Origin of the sequence: Streptomyces sp. NPDC101490 (assembly GCF_044767145.1) — a bacterium.
Lineage (GTDB): Bacteria > Actinomycetota > Actinomycetes > Streptomycetales > Streptomycetaceae > Streptomyces.
The window spans coordinates 126,880-140,036 of the sequence record NZ_JBIWNI010000014.1 but is presented as its reverse complement, the minus strand read 5'-3'; the positions used below and the strand labels follow the sequence as shown (position 1 = coordinate 140,036).

Annotated in this window: 5 protein-coding genes and 1 pseudogene; 1 reads left to right on the top strand and 5 read right to left on the bottom strand. The window is 75.5% G+C overall.

What is annotated here, in order from left to right; genetic code table 11:
• Positions 1-8 precede the first annotated feature (8 nt).
• A pseudogene (locus ACIRQY_RS23785) lies at positions 9-1,413 on the top strand (hypothetical protein).
• A gap of 231 nt (positions 1,414-1,644) precedes the next feature.
• On the opposite strand, the gene ACIRQY_RS23780 reads toward ACIRQY_RS23785, so the two are convergent.
• The 5 genes from ACIRQY_RS23780 to ACIRQY_RS23760 all read right to left on the bottom strand — a co-directional run bounded on the left by ACIRQY_RS23780 (position 1,645) and on the right by ACIRQY_RS23760 (position 13,083).
• The gene (locus ACIRQY_RS23780) at positions 1,645-2,064 is read right to left on the bottom strand and encodes a hypothetical protein (RefSeq protein ID WP_403928942.1); all 420 of its coding nucleotides are present in this window, start codon (positions 2,062-2,064) and stop codon (positions 1,645-1,647) included.
• Positions 2,065-2,518: 454 nt separating this feature from the next.
• Complete coding sequence (locus ACIRQY_RS23775) at positions 2,519-5,317, bottom strand: hypothetical protein (RefSeq protein WP_403928940.1); 2,799 nt, start codon at positions 5,315-5,317, stop codon at positions 2,519-2,521.
• A 550-nt stretch (positions 5,318-5,867) separates the two neighbouring features.
• Positions 5,868-7,781, bottom strand: a complete 1,914-nt coding sequence (locus tag ACIRQY_RS23770; protein WP_403928937.1) for a hypothetical protein — start codon at positions 7,779-7,781, stop codon at positions 5,868-5,870.
• Entirely contained in the window at positions 7,778-11,932 is a 4,155-nt protein-coding gene (locus ACIRQY_RS23765) for a DUF5682 family protein (RefSeq protein WP_403928934.1), read from the bottom strand. The genes ACIRQY_RS23770 and ACIRQY_RS23765 overlap by 4 nt, the downstream gene beginning before the upstream one ends.
• Positions 11,929-13,083 (bottom strand): AAA family ATPase, encoded by a 1,155-nt coding sequence (locus ACIRQY_RS23760; protein ID WP_351784873.1) that lies wholly within the window; start codon positions 13,081-13,083, stop codon positions 11,929-11,931. Before ACIRQY_RS23760 ends, ACIRQY_RS23765 begins: the two co-directional genes overlap by 4 nt.
• Positions 13,084-13,157 lie beyond the last annotated feature (74 nt).

Here is a 13,157-nt window from a genome sequence, read left to right as displayed (position 1 = left end):
ACGTCACGATGAGCACACCTCCTCCGGCCCCGCTCCGGGTCGCCCTCGTCAACGGAAGTTTCGAGCAGCCGTCCGTCACCGACATGGCGTTCCTGCCGGACGCCTCCCAGACCCAGGCTCCCCGGCACGTCCCCGGTTGGCTCACCACCGCGACGGACCACATGATCGAGATCTGGCACTCCGGGTTCAACGGGGTCCCGTCGGCGGAAGGAGAGCAGTTCGCCGAACTCAACGCCAACGAGGTCTCGACCCTCTACCAGGATCTCCCGACGACCCCCGGCAGCAAGCTCTACTGGCGGCTCCATCACCGGGGCCGCCTCGGCCAGGACACCATGGCCCTCGACATCGGCGCCCCCGGCAACGTGCTGGATGGAGCAGCGCGTCATCACGGACGGCAACACGGCCTGGGGCCACTACACGGGCACCTACACCGTCCCCGACGGCCAGACCCTCACCCGGTTCGCCTTCCGGTCCGTGTCGGCCGCGGGCGGCAACCGGGGGATCGGCAACTTCCTCGACGGGGTGTTCTTCGGCACGGCCCCCTACGTCACGCTCGCCAAGGCCGCGATCCCGGCCGGCCCGCTGGACGTCGGCGATGTCGTCACCTACCGGATCACCGCGCGCAACGAGGGCGGCGGCGCCGCCGAACGGCTCACCCTCACCGACGTCCTGCCCCTGGGCACCACGTACGTCCCCGGCTCGCTCCGTGTCATCGACGGGCCCGACGCGGGGGTGAAGACCGACCGGCCGGGCGACGACCAGGCCGCCTACGACCCCGTGGCGAAGGCGGTGGTCTTCCGGCTGGGCACCGGCGCCTCCGCCACCCAGGGCGGCAGCCTCGCCAACACCGCCTCGCTGCCGGGCGGCACCACCGTGGAGTACCGGGTGGTCCTCGGTCTGGAGACCGCCGGGACACGCGTCACGAACACGGCGACCGCCGCCTACGAGAACCGGCTCGGCCCGACCCCGGAGCCGCTGACCGCCACCTCGGGCGAGGCCGTGACCGAGGTCAGGCCCGCCGCCGACCTCAAGGTGACCAAGGCGGCCGACGCCACCACCGTGACCGTCGGACAGGTCGTGACCTACCGCGTGACCGTCCACAACGCGGGTCCCAGCCCGGCGACCGGAGTCATCGTCACCGACCGGCTCCCCGCGAGTCTCGTCTTCCTCTCCGCCGCCCCCGGTGCCTACGACCCCGCCACCGGCCGGTGGACCATCGGCGATCTCGCCGTCGGCGCGTACACGACGCTCGTCCTGCGGGCCAAGGCGACCAGGACCGGCCGCGTCACCAACACCGCCACCGTCACCGCCGTCGAGAAGGACCCCGACCCGAGCGACAACGCCGACTCCGTCACCGTCTGCGCCGAACCCGAACCGGCCTGCTGCAACCCCTGCGTCCCCAGGGCGTCGTAGCGGGAAGCCCGGGTCAGGAGCGGTCCTCCGCGACGGCTCCCCCCATACGCGACCGCCGGGCCCGCTGGTGAGGACCAGCCCGGCGGCCGGGGTCCGGGCCCCGTTCGGCAACCCTCTCCGCCGGACGGGGCCGGTCGGACCGACCACGACGTCCGTGGGCCGTGATGACGAGTCCACCGTCCTCGCCGTCACGGCCCCACCATGAGCGGCTGTGATCACTACACGGCGCCGCTACAGCTCGTAGTCCTGGGCCAGTTCCTCCCAACAGAGGCCGCGAAGCGCGAGATCGGCGTCCTCACCAGCCGGTACCTCCGGTCCCGGCTGGAACCAGACGACGACGAGGGAGGAACCGTCCATCGCCGGGTCGAGCGCCGTGGACTCGAAGACACCGACGCAGGCCACCGGAGGCAGCACCTCGACGGGACCGAAGGCGCCCGGGGTCTCCTCCGGGTACGCGCGGGAGGGCGGGACGAGATGGACCCGGCGGGAGGGAAACGCGCGCTCCGCCCCCCGCTGGAGCCAGCCGACCTTCAGGTCGTTGATGCGCTTGCAGGGGTAGCCCTCCAGCATCCCCCCGTAGGTCGAGGACATCCGCAGCTCGGTGAGCCGGATCGAACGACCGGACGAGAGGAGTATGTGACTCAGTGGCATGCCGACACCCTACGCACACGGCTCGCTCCCCTCGCTTCCCCTGACGTCCGGTCACTTCCGATACGCGGACTCACCGAGAGGCGGTGGCATGGGTTCCCGGCGCGGCGGTCCGGCCGGGTGCGGCTCGGACCGCCGCGCGGATCACCGGTACCCGGCGAACCGCGCACGTCGACGCGATCCCGGCCCGGACGGGAACGTACGGAAGGCGGGCACCGGCCCCCTTCCGGGGACCCGGTGCCCGCCTCGCGGGACTTCGCGGGACCGGCCGCGCTCCGGGCCGTGTCTCAGGCCCGAACGCCTCGGCCCCGTACATCGACTCCGTACAGGAGTTCTTAGACCGACCAACTCCGTACATGAGCCCCGTGCGTCAGCTCCGCTCCGTGCCCGGCGCCGCGTTCCAGCCCGTCATCTCAGAGCCGTACGAGCAGCGCCCCGGAGTCCTGGACGGACCGTGTCACGGCACGTCCCGTACCGTGCCCGTGAACTCCGGGCCGGAGACGGGCTCCCAGGAGCCGTCGTACGTCGTCAGCTGCGCCCGCACCGATTCGGTCGGCTCGGCGACATCGTCCCTGATCGTGGGCACGCGTATCTCCGTGCTCGTCTGGCCCGGCTCGATGAACGCGTTCAGATAGATCCCGCCCTCCGGCATCGCGGACAGCGGCACCGCGGGGTTCGGCACCTCGAAGACGCGCTCCGCCAGCCAGTCCTGGTCCACGTCCGCCGTGGACAACTCGGCGCCGGAGGTCACCGGAAGGAAACCGACATTGCCCAGGACGCCGGTGTCGGCGGGCTCGGACAAGGTCATGCGCCAGATCATGGCCTCGCCCTCGGCGACATCGGCCGCGACCGGCGTCAGGCTCACCTTCGGCATGGCGTCGTCGTTCACCGCGGTCACCCCGCCCCGGTGCGAGCCGACGGCCGTGCCGCGCACCGCCTTCACGAACATGTCGTACGAGGTGTCATAACCGAACCGGGTGTTGCCGCGCACCTCGACCGGTACGTCGATGTCGTGCCGCCCGGGACGCACCGTCACCAGACGGGACGTGTACGAGGAAGCCGTCTCGTCCACGGGGACGAACAGGCGGACCTGCCCGGCACTCCCGCCGGAGACCCGCACCGGCACCCGGTACGTCCGGACACCGGAGTCGCCCTCCATGACCTTGAGCCGACCGATGTCGACCCGTGCCAGCGCCGCCGGGCGCACCGCCGGAGTACCCGGACGCCACCCCGACGCGTCCATCAGCCAGGCGCGTCCCGTGCCACCGCGCGGGGCCAGCTCCAGCGTCGTGATCCGCTTCACGTCCACACCGGAACGCCCGGCGCCGGACAGCGGCACCCGGACCTCACGGGCCCAGTACGAGGTGGTCCGCTCGGTCCCGGGAAGCCCGTCGACCCGGACCCGGCCCAGCTGGGCGCGGCGCCCGGAGGCGTCGACGACCGTGACGTCGAGGTCCGTGCCCCTGCTGTTCGGCGGGACGATGACACGCAGGGTCAGCGCGTCGGAACCGGCCAGGGACACCGGCTTCTTCGACCGCACCGAGACCGGCGCGCCGGAACCGGCCCACTCCAGGGCGACGGCGTCACGGCCCGGCTCGGAACCGGTCTCCCAGTAAGCGAAGTGCGGCGACTGACCGCCCGCGTCCGGCGCCAGACAGGCCCGCGCGGGATCGGGGTCCACCTGGGCGCAGAGCCTGCCCCCACCGGACACGGTCACCGAGGACCCCGGCAGGAACGCGGGCGTGCGGTGCGCGCCGACGGCGTGGGCGAGGACCCTGGCCGGACCGGCCGAGGGGGCCCGGCGTCCGGTGCCGTCCAGGAGCGGGCGCACGCGGTCGTCGCCGTCGACGAACAGACGCGCCGCCGCCGCGATGTACGTGGCCCCCGCCGCCTGCTGCTGCGTGGCCGTCAGACGCGTCGGCGTCCCCGGGGAGCAGACCGCGTCGGTGCCGTCCTCGGACGAGAAGTCGTCCATCGACGGGGCCTTCGCCTGGCCCGGGGTCCACTCGCTGTTGAAGAAGTTGTGGTTGGCGCCGACCATGTAGACCGCGCTGTGCAGCGCGGCGCCCTTGCTGACGCCCCGGGTGCCGTCGACGTAGTCCTGGCCCTGGAGGTCGGACACGTCGCCGTCGCAGCCCGGCAGGACCGCCAGCGACGGGACGTCGGGGACCGGGTTGTTGCCGAAGGCCGTGGGGCCGATGAGGACGGTGCCCCGGATCTTCCAGCGCACGGTCCCGCGTGCGCCGTCCTGGTCGGCGGGGGCCGGGGAGAGGCTGTCGAGAGCGGCCCGGTTGACGCCCTCGCCGCCCCGGGAGTGCCCGACGAGCAGCACGCGCGAGAGGTCGGCGGAGGAGATGCCCCGCACCGAGGCGGGGGCGGACGCCTTGTTCGCGGACCAGTCGGCCCAACGGGCCAGGTGCTGCCGGACGAGGGAGGAGCGGGCCTGCGCGCCACCGTCCTCGGCGAGGTAGTCCTGCCCGTTGATGCCGTTCGCGGCGATGGACACCGTCACGTACCCCTGGGAGGCCAGCAGGCGCTGCGCGCGCAGATAACCCTCCTCGCTGGGTATCGCCTTCGTCCCCGCGGCACACGGCCAGGAGCCGGTGACGTCCTCGGTCCCCGGGGTGTAACAGGTGGAGTGCCGGCCGTGCAGGAAGAGGGCCACGGGCCGCTTGCCCGGCGCGTTCGCGGGGCCCACCACCGTGGCGCGCATCTCGACCGGCTCGGGGAACCCGGGCAGACGCACGGACTTGAGCGTGTACGCGCCGCTCACCGGGCGGTAGCGGCCCGCCACCCCTGGGTCCACCGGGTTCACCGGGAGCTGCGCCCCCGTGGACGCGGGCGGGGCGGGACGGAGCCCCTTCGCGCGGGCGGGCGCGGGGGCGTCCAGGCGACGACCGGCCGCCGTCACCCGCAGTGACGATCCGTCAGGGAGCTGGAGGTTTCCGAGCGGCAGCCGGAACGACCGGCCGTCCGGCTGCGCCACCGGCCGTCCGAGCAGCCGGTCACCCGTGTGGAACTCGACCCGGGCATCGCCCATGGGTACGGGTTCGGGAGAGGTCCAGAGCAGGTACCGGTCCGTACCGGCACCGGAGATCCGCCAGCCCTCGGGGAGTTCCGTCCCCCCGGCGCGGGCGCCCGGCGCGGGCACCGCGCTTCCTTCGGACGACGGCTGTGCGAACGCGGGTCCTGGTGACACCGCGGCCAGCGCGAGCAGAGCCGTCGCGGTGGCGACGCCGCGTGTGACACGTATCAAAACGAGATTCCTCACGATCGGTCGGCCGGAGCACGCTTGCTGCTCCGCTTGCGCGGGGGAGCGGGGCGTCCGAGGCGGCGCGGAGCGCGGTCGTGACGGCCGGAGACCGACTGGTCCCGGCGCTCCGGCCTCCCGGTTCTCGTGGATTCCCCCCGGAACCTTCGAAGTTCCGTCCCCCACGGGAAGGATGCGCACAGAGGTACGCGGGTTGCTCGTGGGATGTGAACAATGTGCGAGGGGCTCGACTTTGTGTTCGCTGATGCGGGTGGGATGGTACGGCGGCGTGACGAGGCCGGGGGACGGACGGGGCCGCACGGCGGGAGTTGAGCGGTGTGGGTGAGGCGCCTGTGCCCGCGGTCACGTTCGCGGTACTGCTGGTGCGTGGTGCGTGGTGCGTGGTGCGTGGTGCGTGGTGCGTGGTGCGTGGTGCGTGGTGCGTGGTGCGTGGTGCGTGGTGCGTGGTGCGTGCCCCCGCCTGTCCGGGAGCCTCCCCCAGGCCGTGCGCCTGGGGGAGGCATCCTGCCCGGCTTCCTACGGGCACCCCGTCCCCTCACGACCAGGACGCCACCACCAACGCCCTCTCCGCGGCGGCCAGATGGACCGCTGAGGCCAGCCACGCGCGCGCGTACCCGTCGGCCGACGGATCGCTGAGGCGGCCGAAGGCGTCACGGGGCCGCCGGTCCGCCTCCGCCGCCAGCACCTCCGCCAGGCGCGCCGCACCACCGAGACCGGCCCGGCGCAGGGGCACGGCGAAGGCCGCCGTCTCCGTACCGCGACCGGCCTCGGCCACCGCGCGGCGCCCGCCCGCCACGCCCGTCTCCAGGAGCCGCCGCACCCGCCACAAGGGCGCGTCCGCCAGCGGGTCCGGGCCCGCCGCCACCGGCTCGTACGATCCTCCGGGGGCCGTCCCGGACGGGAAGTGACCGCCCTGGAGGAGGTCGTAGCCGAGATCGGCCCGGCCCAGCCACTCTTCCGGCAGCCGCAGCGTCCGAGAGGACCCCGGCACCGGGCCGACCGCCAGCGGCCGGAGCGTCGCGGCCCGCTCCGGATCGGGGCGGCCGAGCACCCGCAGCTCAAGACCCGGATACCGCGCGATCCTGCGCAGGTTCGCGGAATGCGGCAGCTCGGGATGCGGATGCGCGGGGCGCAGCCGCAGTGACGGCCCGTCGCCCGCGACCCGGACCACGAGGTACTCCCCGACCGCGCCGACCACCACCACGTCACAGCCGAGCAGCGGCGCCCCGGACCCCTCGGCTCCCGGCCCGTCCGCGTCCAGGACGGCGGCCATCGCCTCCCGCACCGGCCGCGCGAACAGCGCGGCGGCGGGCTCGTCGGACCAGTCGACCCCGCGCAGCGGGGTCGCGGCCACCCCCCGGCCCGCGCCGAGCCGCCCGTCCGGAGACACGGTCGCGCCGACGATCCGCAGCCCCCCGCGTGCCAGCCCGCCGTGGTCAAGCACCGCCCCGCCGAGCGCCACGGACGCGGACCCCGCGCCCCTGGCGCGCGCCAGCCCTCCGGGCCGCACGTCGGAGACCGTGAAGCACGAGCCGTCGGGCGCGACGAGATGCGTGGACACACCCCCGTACCCCGTGGCGGAGAGCACCGGCTCGCGGCACAGGCCGTACACCCGGAGACTGCCGCCCTGCCCGTACGGCCGCCGGGAGGAGGCCGCGCCGGAACCGGCCGCCCCCGAGACGAGGACGGCGGCCTCGGACAGCAGCTCGCGGAAGGCACTCGTGAGGTCCCCGAGGCGCTGCCCCCGCCCGTGTTCCCGCGCGGACCGCAGCCCCCGGACGACCCGGAGCGCGGCCGCCTCGGCACGGGGCAGCCCGGCCAGCCGCGCGGTGTGGGCGGCCCGCAGCAACTCCGCCTGGAGTACGGCTCCGCCCGCCGTGACACCAGCAGACAGGGCCTCGGCCGCCGCCGCCCACAGCGCGGCGGCGGCCCGCGTCTGCGCCGCGGTGAGCGCGGGGGCGGGATCCTCCACCGCCATGGCGCCCGCGCCGGGACCAGGGGCCGCCGGGCCGCGCCCCGCACCACCCTTCCCGCCGGGCACGCCGTCCGGCCACGCCGGGCCGTCACCCGGCGGCCGCCCCGGGGTGCCGAGCGCGTCGGCGTCACCCGCCGCGCCCGCCGCCTCCGGACCGTCCGGCGCGCCGAGCACTTCCGGGTCCGCGATCGGGGCCGCGCCCAGCACCGCCGCCCGGTGCAGACAGCGCGGCGCCAGCAGACACGTACAGACCGCCTGTCCGGCGTCCACGACAGCCCCGGAAGGGCCGGGGCGCAGGGTCACCACGGCGTCCGCGCCGAAACGCACCTCGAAGGACCCGTCCGCCGCCGGAACGGCACCGGCCGCACAGCCCTCGATCGCGGCGTCGAGCTTCTTGCGCAGCCGGGCGCTCAACGACTCCACCGCCCCCGCGAGGACTTCGGGAGCGACGGGAGGCAGGACATCGGTGCTCAACGGGACTCTCCACGGAGGCGGTCGCCCACCCAACGGGCGAGGGCGAGCGGACTGAGGGCGGCCACCGGCATCCCGGCGGCGACGAGGCGCCGTGCGACCGGCACCGAGTAGCGGGGCGACCCGGTGTCGTCGAGCGCCGCGCAGCCGAGGAGATGCGCGCCGGACGCGGCGAGCGCGCGGACCTCGCCGAGCAGCCCGGCGAGCGGCGCGCCCTCCTCGAAGTCGCTGACCACGACGACGAGGGTGCGGCTGGGAACGGTGATCAGGGAACGGGCGTGCGCGAGCCCCGCGGCGATGTGCGTCCCGCCGCCGACCCGTACCTCCAGGAGCAGCGACAGGGGGTCCTCCACCCGGTCGGTCAGGTCCACGACCTGCGTGGAGAACGCCAGGAAGTGGGTGGACAGCGTCGGCACTCCGCCCAGCACGGCCGCCGTCAGCGCCGACCAGATCACCGACGCCTCCATGGAGCCGGACACGTCGACGACCAGGACGAGCCGCCAGTCCGCCTCCTTGCCCGCCCGGGTACGGAACACCGGCCGCTCCGGCACGACCACGACCCGTCCGTCGGCCGTGCGCCGGGTGTGCGCGAGATTGGCGCGCAGCGTACGGGCGAGGTCGAGACGGCCGCCGGGGCGCCGGGTCGGGCGCGGGGTGGAGAGCCCGTTCAACGCCGGGCGCAACCGGGTGGCGAGCTCCCGGGACAGTTCGTCGACGAGCCGCTTCACCAGGGGGCGCAGCCGGGTGAGCCGGGCCTCGGGCATTCCTCCGGCCAGCGTCAGCACCGAACTCAGCAGTTCGACCGAGGGCCGTACCGAGGCCGGATCCAACTGGGTGAGGACATCGGAGCGCCCCGCTTCGGCAGCCTCGGCGAGCACCTCCTCGCGCACGTCCGTCCCGAACAGCGCCTCCAGCTCCTCCGACCACTCCCGGGCGGTCGGGAAGGAGGCGTCCTGCCCGCCACCCGGCCCGGAACCGGCGTCCAGGTCGTCGGAACCCTCGCCGCGCCCCCGGCCGTACAGCTCGTCGAGGGCGTGGGCGTAGCGTTGTGCCCCGGCGGCCAGCCGGTCCCGGTGCCGCCCGAGCAGCAGCCGCCACCGGTCGGCCGCTCCGAGGCGCGGCTCGCCCCCGGAGCCCGATACGGAGGTCGACACGGAGCCCGACACGGGTCCGGTCACAGGTCCCGGTTCCGGGACGCGGACGGTGATCGCGCCGGGACCCGAGGCCGCGGCGGCCAGGAGGGCGGGACCCGATGCCACCGGGGATGAGGGTCCGGGGCCCGGTCCCGTAGGGGTCATCCGGTCGGATCCGGTGCCCTGACCGGTCGTCGGACCCGTGCCCGTGCCGTGCCCGACGGCCGTCGCAGCCGATGCCTCGGGGGAGGCGGAGGCCCCACCGGCCGTGGAGCCGGAGCCGGACGCCTGACCGGTCGCGGGACCGGAGTCAGCCGTCCCGTCCGTCGCGGGCCCGGAGCCGGTGGCCGTCGCGTCCGCCGGGTCGCGGTCCGTGCCGTCCCCGGACGTCCGTCCCCCGGCCCCGGAGCCGTACGTCTCCGCCGGGGGCAGGGCGAGGGTCTTCAGGGCGGCGAGTCCGGCCGAGTCGGCGGCGGCCCACAGGGCGAGCAGTTCCGGCGGCGCGTCCAGGGAGAGGTCGACCCGGTCGCCCAGCCGCTCGGTCACGGCGGTCAGCAGCCGCTCGCGGGCGGCGGGTGCCAGGACGTCGAATCCGCCCCGCAGCGCGGGAAGCCGGTCGAGGAACGCCTGGTCGGCCAGCGACTCGACCCGGTCCAGCAGCGGGGCCAGCGCCTCCGGTGACGCCTGGAGCAGCGGCCCCGCCGCCGTCAGCAGCCCCGTGAGACGCTTCGTCAGGGCCCGCCGCGCGGCGGGGACGGTCGCCCCGTCCACCCAGTCCGCGACCCGCTCGCCGAGTCCGGCGGCCGGGTCGAGGTCCAGGGTCACCCTGACGGCCAGTGCCGCGCCCTGTATCAACGGAGCACCGCCCGAGGCCAGTTCGGCCAGCGCCCGGTCCAGCCGGATGCCCAGGTGCCGGGCGGCCGACCGGTCGGCGAGGGCGACCAGGGAGGCGGCGTCGGCCGGATCGTCGCTGCCCGCGAGACCGGGCAGCGACCGCACGGCCGCGTCGAGCAGCTCGCCCGAGAGCACGGCGGCCGTGGCTAGGTCCTCCGGCGCGGTGCCGGGGTGGTGGCCCCGCCGCATCGCCTCCAGGAGGTCCAGCGCTTGGAGGAGTTCGGGCAGTTCGGCGGAGTCGGGCAGGACGGTCCGCGCCTCGCGCAGCCGTACGCCGACCAGCTCGGGCAGCTCGCAGCGTACGGCGGCGGTCAGCCCGGCCACGATCTGCGCCGGGGTCGGGCCGCCCTCGGCCGCCTCCCGGCGGGCCGTCTCGCCCAGCGCTCCCGCCGCCGCCTGGGCGACGGTGACCCCCCGCACACCCGTGAGGTCGAGCCGTGCCGCCACCGACGGCGTCCACCGCAGACGCCACTTGGTGCCGAGGGCGGTCCCGTCGCCGGTCGCGGCCACCCGCAGGGGCTCCCCGTAGGAGGCGCCGATGACGAGCAGGCGCCGGAGCAGCACCTCACGGCGCCCGTCGAGCGGGGAGCGGAGCGGATCGAGACGGACCTCACGGGGCTCGGTGTCGCCCGCGCCGGGCAGCCGCAGCCGCGCGAGGTCCTCCTCGACGGCGGGCCCCAGACCGGAACGGGGGGCGTGCGGAGAGACCCGGCCCCGCGCGGTGCCCACGAACACCGCTTCCAGGGCGCGGGCGAGCGCCAACCCCCGGCCCAGGGGTTCGCCCTGGCCGAGAACCGTGGTGACCGCCTCCAGGAGTTCGCCGCGTCCGGGCGCGGGCAGCCCGCGCAGGGCCGCGAGGTCGCAGGCCAGCCGGAGCGTCTCGGCGGCCTCGCCGGTACCCGCGGTGTGCCCGGCACGGCGCAGCTCCCCGCACAGGCCGGTCAGCGCGGTGGAGGCCGCCTCGCGCAACCGGTCCGCGTCACCGGCCGCGCCGAGCACGGCCTGCTGCCACAGCGGGTCGCGGATCCCGGCGGGGTAGCCGGACCGGGCGTCGAGCAGATCGAACGAGTACGGCACCAGCGAGGTCACCGCCGGGCCGACGTCCGCACGGGCCTTCGTTCCCGCCCGCCCGGCCGTGCCCTCGTGCGCCCCGGCGTCCGTCTCCGGGGCTTCGGTCGGCTCCGTCCCGGCGGTCCTCGCTCCCGCGACCAGCGCGGGGGCGTGGAACGCGCCGACGACGGCCGCGACCCGACGGCCCCCCTCCGAGGCCGCCGCGATCACCTGCCGCATCCGGGCCTCGCGGGCCAGGTCGGTGGCGGGCACGGGGGCGTCGGCGCGCAGGGCCCAGCCCACGCCCAGGGCGGCGCGGCGCACGGCCTCGGGGGAGCACCCGGGGGCCAGCACCTCCACGACGCGGTCCCACATGTCCTCGCCGTCACGGCCCGTACCGGTGTCGGCGAGCGCGGCGGCGAAGGACCGGTGGCGCGCCCCACCGAGACCGGCGTCCCCCGGCCCGTCGGGACCGACTCCGGTGCCGACTTCAGGGCCGGTGCCGGTGCCGGTCCCGGTGTGGGGCGAAGGACCGGAGTGCGTGTCCCGGTCCGGGCCCGTGCCCTGATCCGTACCCAGCCCGGGTCCCGTGGGAGGAGCGGCATCCGGGTCGGGATCCGCGGGGCCCTGAGCCGAACCCCGGTCAGGGGCCGTCTCCGGCACGGCGGGCCCGCCGTCGGCGGAGCCCGTACCCCCGGGGAGGTGAGCGCCCTCGCGCCCCCAGCCGGGGTCGGACAGCGGCAGGTCGCAGCAGACGACCTCCACGCCCCGGTCCCGTGCCCAGCGCAGGGCCGCGAGTTCCGGGGAGAAGTCCGCGAACGGGTAGAACGACAGCCGTCCGCCCTCGCCCGTTCCGGCCAGTGCCACCGGGGCGACGGTCTCGGGGTCGGCCAGGTGCTCCAGCCACGGCTGGAAGTCGGCCGGAAGCTCCACGCAGACGACCTCGGCGTCCGCCTCGTCCAGCAGGGCGGGCACCACCGTGGCCAGCGCCGGGCTGTGGTGACGCACCCCCAGCAGGTACGGCTCGCGCGACGCGGCGAGCGCGTCCACGGCCTCCCGGGGACCGGTCGGGGTCATCGCAGGCTCCCGCGCAGGTCCCAGAGACGGCGCCACATCGCCGAACCGGCCTCGGCCCGGCGGCGCACCGGCCCGTCCCAGTAGCCGAGGAGCCGCGCGTGGTCGGCCGGGTCGTCCTTGCGCACGACACCGAGGAGATGACCCGGCAGCAGGTCGAGGACGTCCCCGCCCGGCAGATAGGCGGCCGAGACCCCCATCGACGCCGCCACCTGCACGGCCTCGGCGGTCGACATCACCGTGCCGGGCCGCTCCACGTCCCAGCCCTCGGTGGAACGCCCGGAGCGCAGGTCCCGGAAGACGGTGACGAGGGCGTCGAGGACGGCGTCGTCCACCCCGAAGGCGGCGCCCGCCCGCTGGACCGCCGCGACGGCCTGACGGCGGATCAGGGCGGCCTCGGCGTCGGCGTCCGCGATCGGGCCCACGGTCTCGAAGTTGAAGCGGCGCTTCAGCGCCGCGGACATCTCCGAGACGCCCCGGTCCCGCAGGTTGGCGGTGGCGATGACGGTGAAGCCGGGGACGGCGGAGACCACCGCGTCCTCGGTGGCGGTGAGTTCGGGAACGGTGATCCGGCGGTCCGACAGGAGGGAGACCAGCGCGTCCTGCACCTCGGGCAGACAGCGGGTGATCTCCTCGACCCGCACGACCCGCCCGGTGCGCATGGCGGCGAGCACCGGGGAGTCGACCAGGGCCTGCGGGGTCGGGCCCTGGGCGAGCAGGAGGGCGTAGTTCCAGCCGTAGCGGAACGCGTCCTCCGTCGTGCCCGCCGTGCCCTGCACGGTCAGGGCGCTGGTTCCGCTGACGGCGGCGGCGAGCAGTTCCGACAGCATCGACTTGGCCGTGCCGGGCTCGCCCGTGAGCAGCAGCCCGCGCTCCCCGGCGAGGGTGACGACACAGCGCTCGACGAGTGCGCGCTCACCGACGAACTTCGGCGCGATCGCCAGCTTCGACGGCAGCCCGGTCCGCTTCGCGGGCAGCGCGAGCTCGGTCCCGTCGCTCCCGCAGACGAACGTGACCACCGCACGCGGGGTCAGCGCCCAGCCGGGCGGACGCGGCCCCGGGTCCTGCGCGGCGAGGAAGGCGAGTTCGGCGGCGTACCGCTCCTCGGCGGGCACGACCTGCCGGACGGGTGCGGACGATTCGGTGACGGTCATACGGGGTTCCTTCGGAGGTGCGAGTACGAGTGCGAGTGACGAGTACGAGGTGCGGGTGCGGGCTCGGGACGCCC

Coding starts and splice junctions, on each gene's coding strand:
- ACIRQY_RS23780 (WP_403928942.1), bottom strand. CDS start 2,064: ATGCCACTGAGTCACATACTCCTCTCGTCCGGTCGTTCGATCCGGCTC.
- ACIRQY_RS23765 (WP_403928934.1), bottom strand. CDS start 11,932: ATGACCCCGACCGGTCCCCGGGAGGCCGTGGACGCGCTCGCCGCGTCG.
- ACIRQY_RS23760 (WP_351784873.1), bottom strand. CDS start 13,083: ATGACCGTCACCGAATCGTCCGCACCCGTCCGGCAGGTCGTGCCCGCC.